The following is a 21710-nucleotide window of genomic DNA, read 5'->3' as shown; positions in this document are numbered from 1 at the left end:
GCTTCATTGCCGATGCCTGCATTTTGGTTAGTCACTTCACGCTGAATGATGCTAGGAGTCGGCATATTTGCTGGGTTCTGGTGTGTGGCTCTATTAGGGTCGAGCCCTTCTTTAGAGTAGGGCTCGACCTATTTTTTGAGCGCAATGGTAGTGTGAAGATACGGATAATAAGAGCTTGACTCGTTAGCCATGATTTTCTCGTTTTTGCCTTATGCGGCGGTTGCAGCAAGTTATCTTGCAAAGAATCTCTTTAAAAGCGTCGAGTGGAGTCTGAGGCTCTTAGCTATTGTCGTTCACGGCTGTGCTGACATCTGTGACAGCTAAGAGCTCTACTATTACATCAAGTTAAAATTATTTAAGGAGTCTGAGTATGGCTAAACCAGTCATTGGATTTATTGGCTTAGGCCTGATGGGCGGTAACATGGTCGAGAACCTGCAGAAGAAAGGTTACGAGCCCATTGTTATGGACTTAAACCAAGACGCTGTAGATGCTGTTTTGGCGCGCGGCGCTAAGCAAGCTAAGACCGGTAAAGAGCTGGCCGAAGCGAGTGATATTATTATGCTGTGCCTGACCACATCTAATGTGGTTGAAAAGCTGGTGTACGGCGATGACGGCATTCTTGCTGGAATTAAAGAGGGCGCTGTACTGGTTGATTTTGGTACTTCTATTCCTGCCTCTACCCGTAAAATTGGCGCTGATCTGGCCAGCAAAGGTGCGGGTATGGTTGATGCGCCATTGGGTCGCACCCCTGCTCACGCAAAAGACGGCTTGTTAAACATCATGGCCTCTGGTGATAAGGAAGTGTTCGAGAAGGTTAAGCCTGTTTTGGAAGAGCAGGGTGAGAACGTATTTTACCTGGGTGCACTGGGTGCCGGTCACACCACTAAGCTGATTAACAACTTTATGGGCATGACAACGGTTTGTGCTATGTCGCAAGCGTTTGCGGTAGCAGATCGCGCCGGTGTTGATCGTCAGCAGTTGTTCGATATTATGTCGACTGGGCCTTCTAGCTCGCCATTTATGAACTTCTGTAAAAATTACGCCGTAGACGGCGTTAGTGATTTAGGTTTTTCAATCGCCAACGCTAACAAAGACTTGGGTTACTTCCTGGAGATGGTAAAAGATCTGGGCACTCAAGCGCCGATCGCTGAAGGTACATCAACTGGCCTGCAAGCGGCGTTTGACGCTGGCATGGGCAACGGTAATGTTCCGGAGATCTTCGACTACTATCTCAAATTAGAAAAGTAATTTGAGTGGTGGTTAAAAAGCCGCGCCCTGGTGCAGTAGCCGGGGCGCGGCTTTTTTGTGTCCGGCGTTTCGTTGTTAGCTTGTGTAGCTCTTTCCCTCTTCGGTTTTAACTGTGTCTCGTTGTTCTTCCTTCCTGAGCTTGATGTGGTTTTTGATAAGTAGATTGTCCGTCCGGTTGCGCCCGATAAGGCGTAACGAATGAGTGGCTCGTTCTCGAGCATGGCGGGTGGTCGGACGCACTCCTGTGTGGCTTGAGCGCGCACTCTTTGGTGTGTAGTGGTGTAAGAGTTAACGTTGACTTGTGGGGCGGGATATTTTTGGGGGGGGGTGCCTGGGCATAAAAAAACCGCCGGCATTAATGCCGGCGGTTTAGAGAGGCGAGCCCTTAGTTAGGCTTGCAAATCGGTTAAGACTTGTTTCTAGCCTTAAGTGGCTCAACGGTTGGAATTAGAATCCAAATGGCCGCCAGTGCAACCAGAGCTAACGAGGCGCCAATAACAAACGCTGGCGTGTAGTTACCGCCTTGGGTCAGCCAAGGGACGAAAACGGTCAGGCCCCATGCTGAAAACTTGGCAGCCATGCCGGCAAAGCCCGACAGCGAACCTACAGACTTTTGGCTTAGCATGTCTGCTGGCAAGGTTTGTACGCTACTGATGGTGGTTTGGAAGCCAAACAGGATAACACCCATTAGTAATACGGCTGTTACCGGGCCGCCAGGGTTAGCCATGGCCAGTAGGCAAGGTAGCATCAGCAAGCAACCCAGGGTAATTACAAACTTGCGGGTTTTGTTGATCGTCCAGCCGGCGTTAATTCTGTTTTGTGATAACAGGCCGCCAAACCAAGCACCGAACATAGCGCCCACGTAAGGAACCCAGCCGTACAAGGCGATGCCCTTAACGTCCATGTTGTAGACTTCGGCCAGATAGGTGGGGATCCAAAAAACAAATAACCACCAAATTGGGTCAATAGCGGCGGAGGCAATAATAACCCCCCAGCTTTGCTTGCGAGACAGCATCTCTTTGGTGTTTGGGGCGTATTCTGTTTCGACATCATTGTCGTCGGTTGCCGGAGTGGTTTTTTGCCCTGTCAGAATATATTCACGCTCAGCTTCGGTAATCCAAGGGTGGCTTTTAGGTGGTGCTTTTACCAGAACCAACCAAGGTATTAACCATAACAGACCCAAAAGACCAACGATGACAAAAATGGCTTGCCAGCTAAAGTGCACGGCGAGGTAGGCGATGATGGGGATCGACACGAGACCGCCGATGGCAGCACCGGAGTTAAAAATACCCTGTGCCAGCGCGCGCTCTTTGGATGGGAACCATTCTGCGTTACCTTTTGCAGCCCCCGGCCAGTTGCCCGCTTCGGCGACACCGAGCAAACTGCGGAAGATACTCAGCGAGACAACGCCTTGCCCAAAGGCGTGCAGCGCCGTGGCGATAGACCAAACACCGATAGAAAGTGCAAAGCCGATGCGCGTGCCCACCCAGTCGAATATTTTACCGAAGATGGCTTGACCCAACGCATAGGCCAAAATAAAGAAGCCAGAAATCGTGCCGTAGATGGCCTTGCGACCATCGGCATCCAGATCTGGGTATAGATCTTCACCCATGCTGGTAGCCCAGAGCACGTTCATCGTTTGACGGTCGATGTAGTTAATAATGGTGGCAAGTGCAATCAGCGCGATCACCCACCATCGTAAATTTTTTACTTTCATTATTTGACTCCTAACAAGTTGGGTAGTGGAGGTTTCTAGAGTTATGGTTAAAGTTTATGAATATCTTGCTATGACTCTGGTGAATATTTAATTCTGTTAAGCGAGAATCTTTCTCTTCGCTCGGAGAGTTGCCGCTGCACCTCTTCCACGGCGCGCTGCTCGGTGGTCTCGAGCAAGGCGTCGAGTGAGCGAGAAAAGTGATTGCGCATGGCTACTCGGGCCGCGTGACAATCGCGGGCTCGCAAAGTGTTAAGGATTTCCCGGTGTTCTTCGATGCGCTTGCGGCCATCGGTGCGGCACACGGATTGGTGCGCCGTTTTAAGGTCGGGCAAATTGGCCTGAATATCCCACAGGTGTTGAATGATGTTTATCAGGGGGCGGTTCTGTGTTGAGTGGGCTATAACCGAGTGAAATTTTCGGTCTGCGATCTCTGAGGTTAAATCGCCATTTTTGTTTTCTAACGCCATCTCTTCCAGTGCGGCTGCCAATTCCTCAAGCTGTGCTTCGGTCATAGTGGAAGCCGCGAGTGCAGCGGCTTCGGACTCGACCAGTACGCGCGCTTCGGTAATTTCAAAGGGGCTGTATTCTCGGGGGTTGTTGCTATTGGCGCTGGCGGAAGTTAGGGCATACACGCCAGATCCGGTTCGTACCTCTACACGCCCCATTACTTCTAGGGCAATAATGGCTTCGCGGATGGTTGGGCGGCTCACGCCGTAACGCTCCGACAGCTCTCGCTCTGGAGGAAGGCGTGCCCCGGCGGGAAACTCTCCAGAATCTAACGCTTTGAGCATTTTTTGTGCAACCTTGCGGTATGTACGCTGATTTGTTGTACCACTGGTTTTGCTCATTGGCCGTCTCCCGCCTTTTAAACTTGATTATTGTATAAGTATGTAACCAATGTTAGCACGGATGATGCCTATTGGTAATACATATTGGTTAACTTTGTGTCGGTTGGCGCTGTATTACCTGTGCTGCCTGTCGAGCCGGATTCAATGGTGATGGGTGCTTTGCGTAGCTAATACCTTGGTTGCAGGCAAAAAAACCTTGAATACGCCCTTAATGGTTAAAATCTTGAGTGTGCCGACCATTGTTTATGGCTTTTTATGTTGTGTTTGGCCATTCTCGCACTAGGTATAAGCTAGTTTGGTTTCAATGTAAACCATTTCTGTAATAATAATTGGTTGACACAATTGTTGCGCCGCTGATAGTCTGTGCCCAAGTAATAATCGATAGCGATTAGTTTGTTGCTAGGAGGCGCCCGATGTCGGTGCCTTTTACCGCAGGTCATGCGTAGCTGAGGGTTTCGCAGTTGAGCTTATTTAGGCGAAGGCGAGCCCTGAACCAGTGCCAGAGAAAGGCGAGTAGTCACTCTGGTGTGTGGCTCCCCCGGGCCGGCCTGCTCTTATGAGTGAGGTTGGGCCGTTTTTTTGAGCGAAGGTGTGGTGCAATTTATATGAATAATAAAATTTCGACTCTATCTGGTTTGTTTTTAATGTCTTTCGTGCCGGCGCTTTGTGCGGCAAAAGATTATTCGGTGGCAAATTTCTCTGAATATCAGGCGGTAGCTGGTGAGCTAGAGCCAGGCGATAGCGTGCTGCTGGAAGACGGCGTTTGGCGCGATGTGGAATTTGTGTTTTCAGCTAAAGGCACCAAAGACGAGCCTATTACTCTGGCGGCGGCTAACCCTGGCAAGGCCATCATCAGCGGTCGTTCTAATCTTAAGCTGGCCGGCGAGCACTTGGTGGTCCGCGGTTTGGTATTTAAAGACGGTTACACCCCTTCGGATACCGTTATCTCCTTTCGTACCGCCAAGCCTGAGGATGAATCGGATTATTCCACAATTGCCGTTAATACCCGTCTGACCGAGGTGGTGATTGACGACTTTAGCAATCCGGATCGTTACGAAACAGACTACTGGGTCAGTGTATACGGCAAAAACAACCGCATCGACCACAACCACTTTAGTTTCAAACGTAATAAAGGCGTCACTATGGCGGTTCGGCTCGATACCGAGCATAGCCGCGAAAACAATCACGTGATCGAGTATAACTACTTTGGGCCGCGCCCAGTATTGGGTTCAAATGGTGGTGAAACCTTGCGTATCGGCACCAGCCACTACTCGTTAAGTGACTCCCTGACCACCGTTGCTCATAACTACTTTGAGCACTGCGACGGTGAAGTTGAAATTATTTCTAACAAATCTGGCAGTAATGTCTTAAAGAATAACGTGTTCTTTGAGTCGCGCGGTACGCTGACCTTGCGCCACGGTAATGGCAACCTGGTAGAGGGGAACGCCTTTATCGGCAATGGCGTAGACCACACCGGTGGTATACGTGTGATTAACGCCGATCAGACAATTAGAAACAACTATTTGTCAGGATTAGCGGGTTCACGTTTTGGTGGCGGTTTAGTGGTTATGAACGGTGTGCCCAACTCGCCGATTAATCGTTACCATCAGGTAGATAACGCATTAATCGAAAATAATACGCTGGTGAATGTCGAGCGGATTATCTTTGGCGCCGGTAGTGATGAAGAGCGCAGCGCTACACCATCCAACAGCCGTTTTATTAACAACACTGTTGTGAATGATTCTGGCGAGTCTCCTTTTGAATTGCACGACAGTGTTAAGGGTATCGACTTTAGTGGCAACAAAGCTAACTTTTCGGTTGGTGATGAGTTATCAGGTGGTTTTGAAAAAGTAAATGGTTTGACCGCTGACGCGCCTGCATTGCCCGTACAAAAAAGCGAGGTGGGCGTTTCTTGGTACCCCAAGTATGAAAAATCTGATCGCTTTAGCACCGATGCAAGTATCAGTGTAGAGCCGGGTACCGATACCCTTCTGGATGCTTACGGTGAGCTTAACGGTGCTGGCGAGTTGGTACTTGCAGAGGGTGATTACCATTTGTCCAAGACATTGCTGCTTGATACACCGTTAGTGATTCGTGGTGCGGGTAAGGGCAAAACCCATCTGACCTTTGGCCGTAAGTCGCTGGTGGACTTGCTGAACGGCAGTGCGCTTCGGTTGCAGGATTTGTCGATTAGTGGGGTGCGGGCCCCGGACGACAAAGCCAACGCCGTGATTCGTTCAGACAGTCAGCCAATGACCAAGAATTTTGTGTTAGAGCTTCTGGGTGTAGAAGTAAAAGACCTGGATATCAACAAAGATTTTGACGTAATTAAACTTCGCAAAGGAACCTTTGCCGACAACGTGTTGGTACAAGATTCAAGCTTTAGCAACATTAAAGGCTCCGTACTAAAGCTGGACTCCGAAAAGGACGACTACGGCATGTACAACGCCGAGTACATTACTGTTAAAAACTCTCAGGTGAGCAATGCTACCGGCGGGTTAATGACTGTCTATCGCGGCGGTACCGATGAAAGTACTTTTGGCCCTCATGTTCATGTAGATGGTGTAACGGTAAGTGCTTCGCCAGCGGCGGATGCCAGCGGTAGCAGTATTTTGCTTCACGGTGTACAGCGCGGCCTGATTGAGAATAGCCGCTTCGACAACAGTGCGCCGATTGTAGTACAGCACACAGTGGGTGGCCCGGTGATTCGCATCGACGATAACCGCTATAACCACAAGCCGCTGTATAACGTTGAGAGTGTTGTACCCGGCATGGAGTCGACCTTTAGCGCAGACAATAATAATTTCTCTGAGTAATTTGTTATGAAGATACCTTCTTTTATCGTCAAAGCGAGCGGTGTTGCCTGCTTGCTGCTTAGCGCTATTCATGTGAGCGCTGCCGAGACGCCGTCGCTGGTAATGAGCAAGAGTGATATCACGGCGTTACGCGACGGGTCAGGCGAGCTTCTCGAACGCTCTATGATGAGCAATAAGCAAGTCGCCGATGAGGCTGTGGCGGAAGGGGTAGTGGTGCCTTGGCCAAAAGATGCGGGCGGTGGCTACACCCACGAGCAGCATAAGCGCAATTATAAGGCCATGTACGCCGCGGGCCTCCAATATCAGCTGAGCGGTGAAACTCGCTACAGCAACTACGTCGCCGCGATGCTGGATGCCTACGCTGAGATGTACCCGCAGCTTGGCTTGCATCCAGAGAAAAAAGAGCAAACTCCGGGTAAGTTATTTTGGCAAAGCTTAAATGAAGCGGTGTGGCTGGTGTACACCATTCAGGCATACGATCTGGTGGCTGACGCCCTGACCGATGCACAGAAAGAGAGGTTTAAAAGCGAGCTTCTGTTTCCGGTGGCAGACTACTTGTCAAAAGGTCAGCCGCAGACCTTTGATAAAATCCATAACCACGGCACATGGGCCGTAGCTGCCGTGGGTATGGTGGGCTACGCCACCGGCCGCGATGACTATGTGGAGCAGGCGCTAACAGGGCTGGATCAAAGCGGCAACTCGGGTTTCTACAAGCAGATGGACGAGCTGTTCTCGCCCGATGGTTACTACACTGAGGGGCCATACTACCAGCGCTATGCTCTTATGCCTTTTGTTTGGTTTGCGAAAGCGATTGAAACCAACGAGCCAGAAAAAGCAATTTTTGAATACCGCGATGGTATTTTACTTAAGGCGATTTATACCACGATCGAGCTAAGCTACAACGGCCTGTTCTTACCCATTAATGATGCGATTAAAGACAAAGGCATTAAAACTGAAGAACTCGTTCAGGCGCTCGCTATCGCCTACGGTATTACCTCGGATAAAAGCCTGAGTGATATCGCCCGTCAACAAGAGCGTGTGAGCTTGAGTGCTGGTGGTGTCGCTCTGTCGAAGATCATTGCCAGCAACTCGGTTGAGCCCTATCCGTACGAGTCAAAAATTTATCGTGATGGTGCGACCGGCGAGCAGGGCGCACTGACATTAATGCGCTCGGGGGATAACGAGACCGGTACGTTGGTGGTGGCCAAAAACACGAGCCAGGGTATGGGGCATGGACATTATGATCGCCTCAGCTGGCAACTGTATGATAACGGCCATGAAGTTGTTACCGATTATGGCGCCGCACGCTACTTAAACGTAGAGGCAAAATATGGCGGCCATTATTTACTTGAAAACAACACTTGGGCAAAGCAAAGCGTTGCGCATAATACGCTGGTGGTTGACCAGAAAAGCCAGTTTGGCGGCGACTTAGATAAAGCTAACGAGCGGCCCGCTGAGCAAGTTATGTTTGCTGCGGGTGAGCTTGCCGATATCAGTATCGGCCGCATTAACACCGCCTACGATGGTGTTGAGTTTACTCGTGTACAGGCATTGGTAAAGCCCACATCAATGGAGCCGTTTGTGATTGATGTCGTTAGCGCGCGCTCTGACGATAAGCATCAGTACGACTTGCCGCTGCACTTTAATGGACAGGTTATTGATCACAATTTGAATAATGCCGAGAGCTTTGAAGCATGGCAAGCGATGGGTGATGACAGTGGTTACCAGCATATGCTGCTGCGCAGTCAGGGCGACTCTGCCAGTAACAACAACCGTTTAACCTGGTTGCTGGGCAACCGTTTTTACTCCTATAACTATGGTCATCATGGCGCTGATGCTGAAGCGGCAAAAACATTGTTCTTTCAGCTGGGCGCGAATGATCCTAATCATAACCTCCGTCGGGATCAGGGCGCAGTGCGCCGTTTGACGGCCAGTGATGTGGTTATGTATGCCGTTGTGGAGCCTCACGGTGAGTACAATGGCACGGCTGAATACGTAAAGAATGCGTATAGTCGCGTGAAATCCTTAGATTATAAGTCGACCAAATCTGGTGCTGAGCTTATCGTTAATATGGGTGATGCAGGCACCTATACACTAGAGTTGATCCATAGCGATAACAGTGCTTCTCCAGTCAAGGCAAAAGTTACTAAGACAAACGAAAATTAATTTTCCGGCGCTTAATCGAACAAAGTTCAGTCGGAATTGTTTAATTTACCGTGATTAATATAGGTGATGAGAATGTTAATTGAATCAAGCAAGTTTATTGAGATGGATACCATCGAAGAAGAGGATGTGGCACCGGGCGTAAAGCGCCGCATCATGGGTTACAACGAGCAAATTATGGTGGTTCGTGTCACCTTTGATGAAGGCAGTGAAGGTTACGTGCACAGTCACTTCCACTCTCAGGTAGCCTATGTAGAACGCGGTAAATTTGAAGTGATGATCGATGGCGAAAAGAAGATCTTAAAAGGCGGTGATTGTTTCTATGTTCCGCCCAATGAAGAGCACGGTGCCGTTTGTCTAGAGGCCGGCATATTAATCGATATCTTCAGCCCGATACGCGCTGATATGGTCGGCGGTAAGTAAAAATATTTTGGCCGGTGCTTTTGGCGTAGGCTAACCCTCGCGGCTTTTTGCTAAGTGGTGAGGTGTTGTTTGGGACGGTTCATCCTGTCGGTAAGATGTAACCTTCGCAATAATATTGATCATTGATCCTTAGGTGGGTGTTATATGAAATTGCAGAATCGTGTTTGCGTTATTACCGGCGGCGGCCGTGATATTGGTAAATCAATCTCGATCAAGCTGGCTAAAGAAGGTGCCAAGTTAGTTATCAATTATTTTGGCAGCCAAGAAAAAGCCGAAGAAACCTTAGCTGAAGTTAAAGCGTTGGGTGCAGAGGCGATTTTGGTTCGTGGTGATATGGGCGATCCAGAGCAAGTGCAAAGCCTGGTAGCCAAAACTCAGGAAACCTTTGGTGAAAAGATCGACATCCTGGTCAACGTGGCCGGTGGTTTGGTAGAGCGGAAAACCATTGACCAAATGGATCCAGAGTTTTTCGATTTTGTCATTCGTCTGAATTTAACCAGCACCTTCTTGTTGACCAAATATGTCACGCCCCATATGAAAGAAGGCGCCTCTGTCATCAACTTTGCTTCACAAGCTGGTCGTGATGGTGGTGGTCCAGGCGCGTCCGCTTACGCGACCGCCAAAGGTGCCGTGATGACATTTACCCGGTCTATGGCCAAAGAGTTAGGCGCGCGCGGCATTCGAGTGAACTCACTATGCCCCGGCATGATCAGCACGACATTCCACGATACCTTTACTAAAGATGAAGCCCGTAAAAATGTTGCCGGTGCCACGCCGCTGCGTCGTGAAGGGTCTCCGGATGAAGTGGCCGACGTGGTTGCTTACCTGGCTTCCGATGAGGCGTCGTTCTTGACCGGTGTGAATATGGATGTAAACGGCGGCTTGCTGTTCTCCTAATTATCAGATTTTTATGGCTTGATCGGTACCGAGCCATACTCTACGTAAAGAGGTAGTTTGTGAAGATTGCAGCTATAGGGGAATGCATGCTGGAGATGTCCAGTGGAAACCTGTCTCCCGATCATTCAAAGATTCCCGCGGTTATCGGTTATGGCGGTGACACCCTGAATACAGCGGTTTACCTGGCCCGATTGGGTAGTCAGCCTAGCTTTGTAACAGCCATGGGTAATGATCAGGCAAGTAGCTGGATGATGGCGCAGTGGGAAAAAAATGGCGTAGCGACCAACTTGGTTCGCATCGATCAGGCTAAGCGTCCAGGCTTGTATCATATTAGTAACGACGAGTCGGGTGAACGCCATTTTATCTACTGGCGAAACGATGCCGCTGCAAAATATATTTTAGATAGCGACGAAAAGCAGAAGCAGTTAGAACAGCAGCTGTCGGAATTTGATCTTATTTACCTGTCCGGAATCAGCTTGGCAATTATCGATCCGCCGTCTCAGGATCGACTGTTTGACATGCTAAAACAGTTGCAAAACTCGGGTAAGCAAATAGTTTTTGACGGAAACTACCGTCCTGTTTTATGGGAAAACACTGATCTTGCTCAAAAGGCGTTCAGTCGGGCTTACGCCATCAGCGATATAGCCCTACCCACCATAGACGATGAGTCACTGCTGTTCGGTGACACCGACAAAGACGCAGTGATTGACAGAATACGCCAATGTGGCGCCCGCGAAATTATACTTAAAATGGGTGCCGAAGGCTGTTGCGTTGACGATGGAGAGGTCCGAGAGGTGGTGACGGGGCGTCGGGTTGATGTGGTTGATACTACATCTGCAGGGGACTCGTTTAACGCCGCCTACCTGCACTTTCGCTCACAAGGTGAAAGCCTGCAAAAATCGGCAAAAATGGGCCATATCCTGGCCTCGACAGTGATACAACACAAAGGTGCCATTATTGCTGAAGGTGACATGCCCAGCTTTCAGTAAAGTAGCCCGACGTATCCAACAATCCACAAGAGAGTTGCCCATGATAAATAAATTAACCCTACCTGAGCACGTTATTCTCGGTGATGCTGTTACTAAAACTTTTGCCTACGCAAAAGCTCAGCATATGGCCTTACCGGCGGTAAACATTACCAGCTCAAGCACAGCCAATAGCGTTATGGCGGTGGCAGCAGAGCTGAGCGCACCTATTATTATTCAGTTGTCCCACGGTGGGGCCGCCTTTTACGGTGGTAAATCAGTGGCCAACTCGAATCATCAGGGTTCAATTAAAGGTGCGGTGTCAGCGGCTTTACATGTTCACGCAATGGCCCCTACTTATGGCGCCAATGTGATGCTACACACCGATCATGCTGCGCGTAAGTTGCTGCCCTGGATTGACGGAATGCTGGATGCCGGCGAAGAGTATTATCGCCAGCACGGTAAGCCTCTGTTTTCTTCGCATATGATCGACTTGTCGGAAGAGTCGCTTGAGGACAATATCGACACCTGTTGTGAATACCTAAAGCGCATGAGTGCTATCGGTATGACTCTGGAAATTGAACTGGGTGTCACCGGCGGTGAAGAAGATGGTGTTGATAATACTGACATCGATTCGTCGCGTTTGTACACGCAGCCCTCGGAGGTTGCCTATGCCCATGAAAAGCTTAGCCAAATCAGCGACAAGTTCACTATTGCGGCTTCATTTGGTAACGTTCACGGGGTTTACTCGCCGGGTAATGTCAGTTTGCGGCCTGAAATTCTGAGAAACTCGCAAGATTACGTAAGCGAGCAGTTTGGTCTAGCGCATAACCCCGTTGACTTTGTGTTTCACGGTGGATCGGGTTCTTCGGCCGAAGATATTGCTCTTGGAATTGAGTACGGTGTTATCAAAGTAAATGTTGATACCGACCTGCAGTGGGCCTATTGGAACGGTGTGCGTGAGTTTTATGAAGATCGCCGAGGTTATTTGCAGGCGCAAATCGGTAACCCGGAAGGGCCAGATGCACCGAACAAAAAATTCTACGATCCTCGTGTTTGGCTGCGTAAGGCTGAAGAAGGGTTCTCATCAAAGCTGACTGACATTTGCCGTCAGCTAAACTGCGAAAGCGTATTTTAGCTGGCGTTGCTGACGCATCGGTGAGTGGCACAATAATGTCTGCACAGCCTTATAAAGTTTTTATTTCTGATTTACATGGTCAGTCCGATGTACTTGATGCTTTAGTGCGTCAGCGCTTTGGTGTCGTAGAGACCTTAATCAGTGATTACGTTAGTCAACACCCTGAGGCCCCGATCGGGGCCTTACGTCATTACCTTTTAGACGCGAGTATTGTCACATCCGAGACAGTAGATCACTTTAGTCATCTCACGTCGATGATGGAGGTTTTGCTAAACTTTAAACACGACCGGCGCTTTTGGCCCGTGGGCGTTGAGACGTTCGCCAGCTGTAGTTGGTTCTTAAATATTCTCGATGAATACGCGATAACCGGTGAGCTTGATCAGAACAGGCGAGAGGCGATTTCACTATTAGACGACCAAGACCGTGAACAGCTGTGTCGCTACATTGCTAAGGCTGTAAAGGCCTTACTGAGTTATCGTTTGCATGTGGTTGGGGATATTTATGACCGGGGCCCGGGTGCGGCGCAGATTCTTGATACGCTAGAAAGCTTACCCGCGACGGTTAGTATTCAATGGGGCAATCACGACGTTCTCTGGATGGGCGCCGCTTCAGGCTCATTAGAGTGCATCGCTACGGTAGTTCGCCTGTGCTTAAAGTATGGCGATGTGGCGACATTAATCAACGATTACGGTATTTGCCTAGATAGGCTCGCTGAGCTTGCGAACGATTGTTACGCCGATGACCCGTGTGCCAATTTTTTGTTGAGCGACGCGCCTGATGTCGCGGACGACCGGCCGTGGGCGGCTATGCACAAAGCTATTGCCGTTGTGCAGTTTAAACTTGAGCAGCAAGTGATCGAGCGAAACCCCCAGTTTTCGCTCGACGGACGGGCCATGCTTAAAAAAGTGAATTTGGCATCGGCTAGCGTTGAGCTTCAGGGTGAGCCTGTTGCTCTAACGGATGCCAACTTTCCCACGCTTGACTGCGGCTCGACGTCTTCATTAACCGAGCAAGAGTGGCAGCTTATAGAAGACTTAAAAGAGCAGTTTATTGCTGCCGATCGGTTGCAAAAGCATGTAAAGTTTTTGTTTGCCAATGGTGGACTGCTGGAAACCGACGGCGCTTATACGATGTATCACGGCTGCGTGCCTGTCGGTGCTGATCTCGAACCGGTGGAGTTTCGCGTTAACGATAGGCCGTTAAAGGGTAGGGCACTGTTTGACGCTTTAGAGTTACAGCTTCGAAAGGCTTATTCGCGACGCAAAACCACCAGCTGTCAGTACTTGTCGGACATTGCGTGGTATCTTTGGTGTGGTCCACTTTCGCCGCTATTCGGTCGCGAAAAAATGACTACCTTCGAGCGTTATTTTATTGCCGATAAGCAGTACCATAAAGAAGGAAAAAATCCCTATTTCGATGCCCGGAATAATCCCGATTTTGTTGCGAAGATTGCCAGTGAGCTCAGCGGCGATCCGAAAAGTATATTGATTAATGGCCATGTTCCGGTAAAACTTAAAGACGGTGCTTCGCCGCTGTTTTGCAGCGGACAATTAGCGTGTATCGATGGTGGTTTTGCCAGAGCTTACCGCCCGTTAACTGGTGTGGCGGGCATGGTTTTGGTGGGCGATGACGCACATTTCAGGTTGTTTTCGCTCGAGCAACAAGGCGACGTTTTAGACTTTCACGAAATTTAACTAACTACTTAAAAATAGTATTTGCGGGAGTAAATTATGATAATAAACCTAAAAAAGTCAGTGCGCGCTATGCCGGTTGCTATTTTAGCCGTGGCCTCTTCGTTGACTTTGCTGACGGCCTGCCAGGGTCAAGCGGAAACTAAAAAAACCGGCTATACCGCAGAGGATTTGGCCGGTAAGCGAATTCCCGGTTCGGTAATGGACTTTTCTCACTGGAAGATTACCTTACCTATGGATAGCAACCGTGACGGGAAAATTGATGAGGTCGGCCCGCCGAGCATAAGCCGCCTACTGGAGCCGCGCTTTTTTTATGCCAATGAGGCCGGAGAGGTTGTGTTTACAGCACCTAATAAGGCCATAACCACCGCCAACTCGACCAACACCCGTAGTGAACTGCGTCAAATGGTCGACCCAGAAGGTTCTAAAACCAAAGCGCCTGGTAATAACTTTGCTCTGGCAGCCCACCCAAAAGCTTCACGTTATGGCTCTATCGGTGGCCGTTTATCAGCGACCCTGGCGGTTAATCACGTGGCCGTTGAGGCTAAAAACCCGAACAAAAAACCAGCGTTTTCAGTTGTGGTAGGCCAAATTCATGCCGGTAAAGACGAAAAAATGGCCCGCGGATTTGGTTACGGTAATGAGCCGTTAAAAATCTACTATAAAAAGTGGCCCAACCACGAGCACGGCTCGGTGTTCTGGACTTACGAGCGTAACTTAGAGAAAGATGACCCGAACCGCACGGACATTGCTTACCCTGTGTGGGGCAATTTATGGGACTCTTCGGAAGACCCGGGGGAGGCAGGTGTATTGCTGGATCAGACGTTTAGCTATAGCGTAGATGTCGACGGTAATGTGATGAACCTGACTTTCGAATCCGAAGGTAAGCCAACCGTAGAGTACTCTGTAGATCTATCCAACAATGTCGACCCGAACGGCAAGGTCGATGAGTTGGACAATCCTCGCGGCTATAGCGGTGATTGGTTCTACTATAAAGCCGGTGCATACAACCAGTGCAGCAGCAAAGATGAGGAAGGCATGTGGTACGCCGGTTGTGCGGGTACCGGTGTTTGGGAAGAAGACTCTCAGGCCGGGCATTATGCTCAGGCGACCTTTTCTTCAATCACGCTAGACTAGACAGCTCTATAGTAACCCCAAGCAGCGGCGCCTATCCGTAGTGGTCTGTCGTTGCTTGGGCGCCCAATCTTTTTGCCTACGGCGATACTGCTTCTGTCCGGGGCATTTACTTCTCATTTCCGGTCCATAGTGTCTCGGTTTGTTGCTTGCTGAGTTAACCGGTCAGCTCCTCTCGCTCACCGAGCTAAATCTCATAACATATTGATATTTAAATCAAAAATCGTCGATTCTCTGTCCGGTAGGGTTATTGGTTTAATTAAAGACTGCCAAATCGGTTGACAAAAATGTATTCAATTCGGTAATGTCGTTATATCTGCACAGTACGGTTTCCTACCAATAACCATAAATTAGGAGGTACTTAGGTGAACACATTAAACATATTCTATTTGTCAGGGCGGCTGCGGTGAGCGGCGGCTTAGTGACGACCAAAATCTTGGCCGTCAGGTCAGGTGTGTACCACTGTGACTGTGGTCCTCTCCGATGGGTTGGCTTGAGCGGCTAACCCGCTTGGCGGGCTTCGCTGAGGCCCGCGTTTTTTTATTAGTGTTGTCTGCGCCCGGTAGGGTGACACCCATACGTGATGTATACCGAGTGCGGCAATAAAAGTGTAGCGATAAAAATAATAGTTAATGCGAGTTGTTTATGCGTTTTTTAAGAAGTTGTTTGGTCGAGCCGAATGGGAGTACTAACGGTGGTGCAGGCTTAAATTGCCTCAACGCAGTTTCCCACGCTTTACTTAGTAATGCCCAAAGTGCCCATTACGATGCCCCCAAAAAACGTTATCAAGATGCTGGCTCAAGCCGACAACGGGAAAATAAAGTTTGATGAGTGATGCTGCTTTGTGCATTTGTGTTGAGCATTACACCATTAATTTCTGACCTCTTATGTGCGTTTCGTAACAAAAAGCTTAATTAACAATAAGGATGAAATCTTATGAAAATGAAAATCTTAACAGCCTCTATCCTGGCCGTGTCGCTGGTCGGTTGCGGTGGGGACGGTGACGACGTTTTTGATGTTCCGGATACCGGTGGCGGTTCCAGCTCAAGCGCCGGCCCGGTAGAAAATACGCCAGCAACGTTTGGTAATTTGTCGGCTAGCACCAATAACAGCACAGAAGAAGTTGCTGGTACCGTATCTGTGACTGACCCGGATGATGGCGAAGATGTTCTTCAGCCCTTGTCAGACGAAAGTACCATGTACGGTAGTTTTACCATTATCGAAGATGGTAATTGGACCTATGTGCTGGATACCGAAAATGCCACAGTGGCTTCTCTCGCAGGGCCAGATGACTCAATCACTGACGTAGTAGAGTTGCAGTCGGCCGATGGTACAACGGCTGAGTTGGAGATTACGATCACAGGCGATGACACGGTACTGGTGACCACTCAGGCGGCGCGTATTACCGACAATATGTTCGATGATGCTGGTGAGTTAAGATACAAGCTGGATGCGCCTATCGAAAAAGGCAAAATGACTGTCTCCTTTCTGAAGGATCCAGATGCCGTAGATGAAGATGGCAATGATAAAGACGCCTATATTGGTCTGTACGGTTCATCAACCAGCACTAGCCAAGCGATGGTCGACTTGCGCATTCAGGCTGATCAGTATGTGATCCGTGATAAGGACGATATTGAAGTTTCAATACCGTTTACCCCGGGCGAGTGGACTGAAGTAGAAATGACGTGGGATGCCTCTGCGGCGAGCGCCGATGCGACACCCTTAATCACTATTACCATTAACGGTGAAAGTGTTACCACCGAGCCTTTCTCTTCGGCGTCGTCAATTCCCACTACCGTAATGGATGGTGTGGAAGCTATCATTTATAAGTTTGGCGATAACGACTCTGTTATTCCTAATGCCGCCTATAGCGTTGATAACGTTAAGGTCTACTCGGACATCGAAGGGACGAGCATTGCATTTGAGGATGACTTTGAAGGTTATGAGTTAGGTGCTTCGTTAGATCCTGAGTTGGACGAGACTTCGCCCTATCACAGCAATACCGCTGAAGTCGTGGTGGCCAATGTTTCGGAGTCCGGTGGCGGAGGCGAAACCCCAGATGAAACTGGCCCTGGCACTGCAGGCAATAAGATGGCGCAAGTTACTGACAACATGATCGACGATGCGGGCGAGCTACGTTATAAGCTTGAGTCGGCAATTCCGTCAGGCAAGTTGTCGGTTTCTTTCCTGAAAGATGATAATGCCGTTACTGAAGATGGCTCGGCAAAAGACGCCTATATTGGCCTGTTTGGCTCATCAACCAGCACCAGTGATGCGATTGTGGATTTGCGCATTCAAGAGGACAAGTTTGCGATTCGCGACAAGGACGATATCGAAGTAACTGTACCGTTTACGCCCGGTGAGTGGACTGACGTCGAAATGACTTGGGATACTGCATCTGCCTCTGACACCGTGCCGCCAATGGTGACCATTAGCATCAATGGCACGGCTGTTACTACTGAAGCGTTCGATTCAGCGTCTTCGAGCCTTGCTGAGGTAATGAATGGTGTCGAGTACGCTATCTTCAAGCTGGGCGATAATAGCTCAACTATCCCTAATGCCGCATACCATGTTGACGAAGTAAAAATCTTTGAAGATATGGATGGCACCTCGGTGGCCTTTGAAGATGACTTTGAGGGTTACACGGTGGGTGATTCGCTTGACCCAGACGTAAATGCCGACTCGGTATACCACTCAAACTCTGCTGAAGTGGTAGTGGCTGAAGAATAACAGCCGTTAGTTTCTAAGTTTCAACTGTCTTTGCTGTCCCCGTGTGAGCGGGGGCAGCCTTTTTCCCTCCTCGATTCACTTAGACTTGCTACACTTCTAGCTATCACGGTATTGCCAATAGATACTGTGGTTATCATTATGGTTTACCAAAGCTGTCTGGCTGACATCCATAAATGGTGATTGAGACCATATCCCTTGGTTTTTACATCATTAAATCCGGCTTTTTGTGGCCCAGTATAAAAATTAATTAAATACCTAAGTTTCTTGTAACGTATTGAATTTAAAGGGGTATAAATTTTTCTGGGCGCTTTTACATATTGGTTGTCAGTATCTGTATTCAAAATGGTTGACAGTAAGGTAGCAATTTGGGTAATGTTTCTATGGCGAGTGAAACTGTTCTGCCTAATAAACATAAATATGGAGAATGAGAAGTGAGCAACCATAATAAATTCAACCTGTCCAAAGCTGTTGCCGCCATTAGTGGCGCAATGATGACAGCATCCGCGCTGGCGTTTGCCCAAGGCGCTGTCGCCCAAGAATCTGAAATGTTAGAAGAGGTGGTTGTCACTGGCATCCGCGCCTCTTTGGAAAGCGCGATTCAAGAAAAGCGTGCTTCCGATAACGTGATGGAAGTTATCCAATCAGAAGATATCGGTAAACTCCCTGACCAAAACCTTGCGGAAGTGATGGAGAACATCACCGGTGTTCAGATCACCCGTTCTGCTGGTGTTGGTACCGGCGTGCAGATTCGTGGTACTAACGCAAACCGTACTGAAATCAACGGTGTTTCTACCGTAGGTTCTGGCGCGGGCCGTAGCGGCATCAGTTTTGATGATGTGTCTGCTGCTATTATTTCTGAAGTTCAGGTTATTAAAGCCCCCGACGCAAAAACCGTTGAAGGTTCTGTCGGTGGTACTATCAACCTGAAAACGATCCGTCCGCTTGAGCTAAGCGAGCCGCTGATTGCTGTTCGTGTTCAGGGTGAGCAGAGCAGTTTGTCTGACGACGGCGGCTGGAGCCCTCGCCTTTCAGGTTCGTTTGGTAATAACTGGAACACCAGTGCCGGTGATTTCGGTGTGGTCTTGAGTGGTAGTTACACCGAGCAGGACGTGTCGGCATTTCGCCCTCGTGCGGACCGCGATAGTAGTATCGCTACTACTGCTGATGGTACCGATTATTTGGGTATTCAGTTCCTTACCCAGGACTATGACAACTATCAGTACGAAACCACGAACTTGGCCGGTACTTTTGAGTGGGCGCCAAACGACGCGTTCACTTTCTACTTTGATGCGATTATTAACGAGCAAGATCGCTTTCAGGAAAGTACCCGAGTTCAGGCATCTGGCGTCAGCTCTTTGGTAGGTACATCGGTTCCTGATTCGTTCGAGACAATTGACTTTGGCTCTACTGACGGTGAGAACGGCACGCAGGATTTGGGTTCAATTCAGGCAGCTTTGACTGGCATTATTGATGCTCAAGACGGAGGTTCCTTTGACCCGAACTTGCGTTTATCTGCGGATACTGGTTCACGTGTAACTTCGAGCGAGATTTTCAGTTTAGGCACCAACTTTGAGTTGGGTAAGTTCTCGGGTAAAGTCGAGTTGGCCAGCTCTGCCAATGACACGACTAACCCAGACTTCAGTTCTACCCTGAACTTTATTAACCCTAATACCGCTGTCGGTGACGGAAATGATAACGGCACTCCGTTTGAGTACGACCTATCGGGTGGCTCTCTTGCCTTTGGTATCGCTGATGTGCCAAATGGCCCGACCAGTGCTCAACTGTTAGATCCAGCAAACTACGTACTGCGTGATCTTAACCAATCGCACGATACAGTAGAGAACACTGAAGATGCATTCCGTATCGACGTAAGCTATGAGCTGGATATGTCGATTTTCACCACTATCGATTTCGGCTACCGTTTTAACAGCTCGCAAAGTGTCAACAACGACAGTGCTAATAACACAGGTTTGCGCTCTTTGGCTGAGTCTCCAACAGGTGACTTGTACGCTGAGGTTCTGGCTGCTGGGCCGGATAACTTTAACGATGCAGACGGCCGTGAGCTTTATGTTCGCGACTTCCTGACAATCGATCCTGCCTTATCAAACTCGGACCCTGAAGGCGTTCTGGCTGCGTTGAACTCGGCGATGGCCTCAATTGGCCAGCCACCTATTGACGCGCCAACGTCTACCACCAATGCTTTCTTCGATATTACCGAAGAGACTAACGCATTGTACGCACAGGCGAACTTTGCCGCTGGCATCTTCCGCGGTAACTTCGGTTTGCGCTATTTGGAAACCGAAATTGACTCGGTGGGTAATCGCAGTACCGATGGTGTTGTAGAGCAAACCTCTACCAGCGGAAGCTACGACTTTGTATTGCCACGTATCAACTTGGTGGCCGACCTGACCGACGACATTATGTTGCGTGCAGCTTGGTCGAAAGATATTCGTCGTCCAGACTTTGACGACCTGTCTACCTCGTTCTCGTTCGATACCAGCCCGAACCCACCAGCATCGATTGGTAACCCAGGCTTGGAGCCTGAAGAAGTAGAGTCTTGGGAGATTTCTGCCGAGTGGTACTTCGCGCCATCTAGCATGGTAAGCGCCGGTTACTTCCACAAAACCCGTACCGGTCTGTTTGTGGGACAGCAAGAAGATCCAGCCATTGATCCCAACACTGGCTACCGCGATCTAACGGCTCCTTGTGAAGGTGGTGGTATCTTTAACCCGATTGCTGATCCAAACGTATACGGTCCAACTGGTGCGCCTCCAGGTGTTTGTGTGCCCACATCAGTTACCGTTAATGGTGACGGCGAAACCACGCAACAAGGTATCGAGCTGGCATTCCAGTACGACCTTTCTGGATTCGAAGACACACTGGGTTGGGCGTCTGGTTTCGGTATCGTAACCAACTATACCTGGCAAGAGTTTGAAGGTGGTGATGAGTACTACAGCACCACTAGTCGCGGACAAGCTGTATTCTCATCATTGGGTGCAGACGATGTAACAATGCGTGCCGCGTTACTTGATAACTCTGAAAACGCTTACAACTTCACTGTTTACTACGAGAAGTATGGCCTGTCGGCTCGCGCTCGTTACACTTGGCGTGATGCATATCGCTCGGACGACTTCGGTAGTACTTCAAGCTACCCTTGGGGCTTCCCAGTGGTTCAGGAAGCGCGTGGTCAGTTGAACGCGAGTGTTAACTACGACATCACCGAGCAGTTCAGTGTTGGTTTGGAAGGTGTAAACCTTACCGAATCTGAGATTGAGCAATCTTGTGTGAACGAGGGCGCCTTGTTGTGCTTCCAGGGTCTTACCGACCGTCGTATCACCCTTGGTGCCAGCTACAAGTTCTAATGATTTGATTAGTGCCTGTTAGTAAGGCCGGGATATCTTCCCGGCTGGCTCTGAAAAGCCCGGTTTATCCGGGCTTTTTTGTGTTTGGATGTAGCGATTTTCCTCTCTTTTCCCGTCAGTTTAAGTCTCTAACTTTTACCTTTTTACCTCTAGTTCGACACTGAGCATAATAATACTGGGTACTGGGTACTGGGTACTGGGTACTGGGTACTGGGTACTGGGTACTGGGTGCTGGGTGCTGGGGGCCGCGCTGCTATGCAGGGCGTTAAGCGCCGCGAGAACGATAGGCTCTGTACACAAGCCTACAGTGGCTAGCATGGAGGGAGGCATAAGATCTGCCCCGCTGGGTGCCTGAGCGTCTTCGGCTTTATGCTGGAGACGCTCATTGTGTTGCATGCGCATATGATTGCGACAGGCGATATAGGCGGGCTTGTGTGCTCCTGAAAACTCAGGGTGGTGGGTACAGGTTGGCCGCGCTATTTTATAGCGGAGAGCACCTGACGGAGTATTGAAGGATACGACTATCGGCTTCTGCTGATATGCCATTAAACAAAAAGAATTGCCGCTTTTGCTGTTA

14 protein-coding genes are annotated in these 21710 nt (G+C 49.3%); 11 read left to right on the top strand and 3 right to left on the bottom strand.

What is annotated here, in order from left to right:
• Positions 1-370: 370 nt before the first annotated feature.
• Positions 371-1249, top strand: a complete 879-nt coding sequence (locus SD69_RS16135) for an NAD(P)-dependent oxidoreductase (protein ID WP_041524029.1) — start codon at positions 371-373, stop codon at positions 1247-1249.
• Between the two features lie 406 nt (positions 1250-1655).
• Here SD69_RS16135 and SD69_RS16130 read toward each other — a convergent pair whose 3' ends face one another.
• Both SD69_RS16130 and SD69_RS16125 read right to left on the bottom strand, forming a co-directional pair.
• Positions 1656-2966: an MFS transporter gene (locus tag SD69_RS16130; protein ID WP_041524028.1), complete on the bottom strand. Its 1311-nt coding sequence runs from the start codon at positions 2964-2966 to the stop codon at positions 1656-1658.
• A gap of 68 nt (positions 2967-3034) precedes the next feature.
• Positions 3035-3814: a FadR/GntR family transcriptional regulator gene (locus SD69_RS16125; protein WP_041524027.1), complete on the bottom strand. Its 780-nt coding sequence runs from the start codon at positions 3812-3814 to the stop codon at positions 3035-3037.
• A gap of 605 nt (positions 3815-4419) precedes the next feature.
• Here SD69_RS16125 and SD69_RS16120 point away from each other — a divergent pair.
• The 10 genes from SD69_RS16120 (at position 4420) to SD69_RS16075 (ending at position 21133) form a co-directional block, all read left to right on the top strand.
• Positions 4420-6630 (top strand): polysaccharide lyase 6 family protein, encoded by a 2211-nt coding sequence (locus SD69_RS16120; RefSeq protein WP_041524026.1) that lies wholly within the window; start codon positions 4420-4422, stop codon positions 6628-6630.
• A gap of 6 nt (positions 6631-6636) precedes the next feature.
• Positions 6637-8796: an alginate lyase family protein gene (locus SD69_RS16115; RefSeq protein ID WP_041524025.1), complete on the top strand. Its 2160-nt coding sequence runs from the start codon at positions 6637-6639 to the stop codon at positions 8794-8796.
• A 72-nt stretch (positions 8797-8868) separates the two neighbouring features.
• Positions 8869-9216, top strand: coding sequence for a cupin domain-containing protein (locus SD69_RS16110; RefSeq protein ID WP_084591621.1), 348 nt, complete (start codon positions 8869-8871; stop codon positions 9214-9216).
• Positions 9217-9360: 144 nt separating this feature from the next.
• A complete protein-coding gene (locus SD69_RS16105; RefSeq protein ID WP_041524023.1) occupies positions 9361-10113 on the top strand; it encodes an SDR family NAD(P)-dependent oxidoreductase in 753 nt (250 codons plus the stop codon).
• Between the two features lie 59 nt (positions 10114-10172).
• On the top strand, positions 10173-11102 hold the full coding sequence (locus SD69_RS16100; protein ID WP_041524022.1) for a sugar kinase: 930 nt from the start codon (positions 10173-10175) through the stop codon (positions 11100-11102).
• Between the two features lie 40 nt (positions 11103-11142).
• On the top strand, positions 11143-12216 hold the full coding sequence (gene fbaA / locus SD69_RS16095; protein WP_041524021.1) for a class II fructose-bisphosphate aldolase: 1074 nt from the start codon (positions 11143-11145) through the stop codon (positions 12214-12216).
• Positions 12217-12251: 35 nt separating this feature from the next.
• Complete coding sequence (locus tag SD69_RS16090) at positions 12252-13910, top strand: fructose-bisphosphatase class III (RefSeq protein ID WP_052481271.1); 1659 nt, start codon at positions 12252-12254, stop codon at positions 13908-13910.
• Between the two features lie 36 nt (positions 13911-13946).
• Complete coding sequence (locus SD69_RS16085; protein WP_041524020.1) at positions 13947-15044, top strand: polysaccharide lyase family 7 protein; 1098 nt, start codon at positions 13947-13949, stop codon at positions 15042-15044.
• 933 nt (positions 15045-15977) lie between these two features.
• Positions 15978-17771, top strand: a complete 1794-nt coding sequence (locus SD69_RS16080; protein ID WP_041524019.1) for a VCBS domain-containing protein — start codon at positions 15978-15980, stop codon at positions 17769-17771.
• Positions 17772-18202: 431 nt separating this feature from the next.
• Positions 18203-21133 carry a TonB-dependent receptor gene (locus tag SD69_RS16075; protein ID WP_198144117.1) on the top strand — a complete coding sequence of 977 codons (2931 nt, stop codon included), beginning with the start codon at positions 18203-18205 and terminating at the stop codon, positions 21131-21133.
• Positions 21134-21268: 135 nt separating this feature from the next.
• On the opposite strand, the gene SD69_RS18835 is transcribed toward SD69_RS16075, so the two are convergent.
• Entirely contained in the window at positions 21269-21529 is a 261-nt protein-coding gene (locus SD69_RS18835; RefSeq protein ID WP_157471726.1) for a hypothetical protein, read from the bottom strand.
• Positions 21530-21710: the final 181 nt, after the last annotated feature.

The sequence above is a fragment of the Gilvimarinus agarilyticus genome, assembly GCF_000832015.1.
GTDB classification, from domain to species: domain Bacteria; phylum Pseudomonadota; class Gammaproteobacteria; order Pseudomonadales; family Cellvibrionaceae; genus Gilvimarinus; species Gilvimarinus agarilyticus.
Note: the sequence above shows the minus strand (reverse complement) of the source record. Positions and strands in the feature narration are given on the sequence as shown.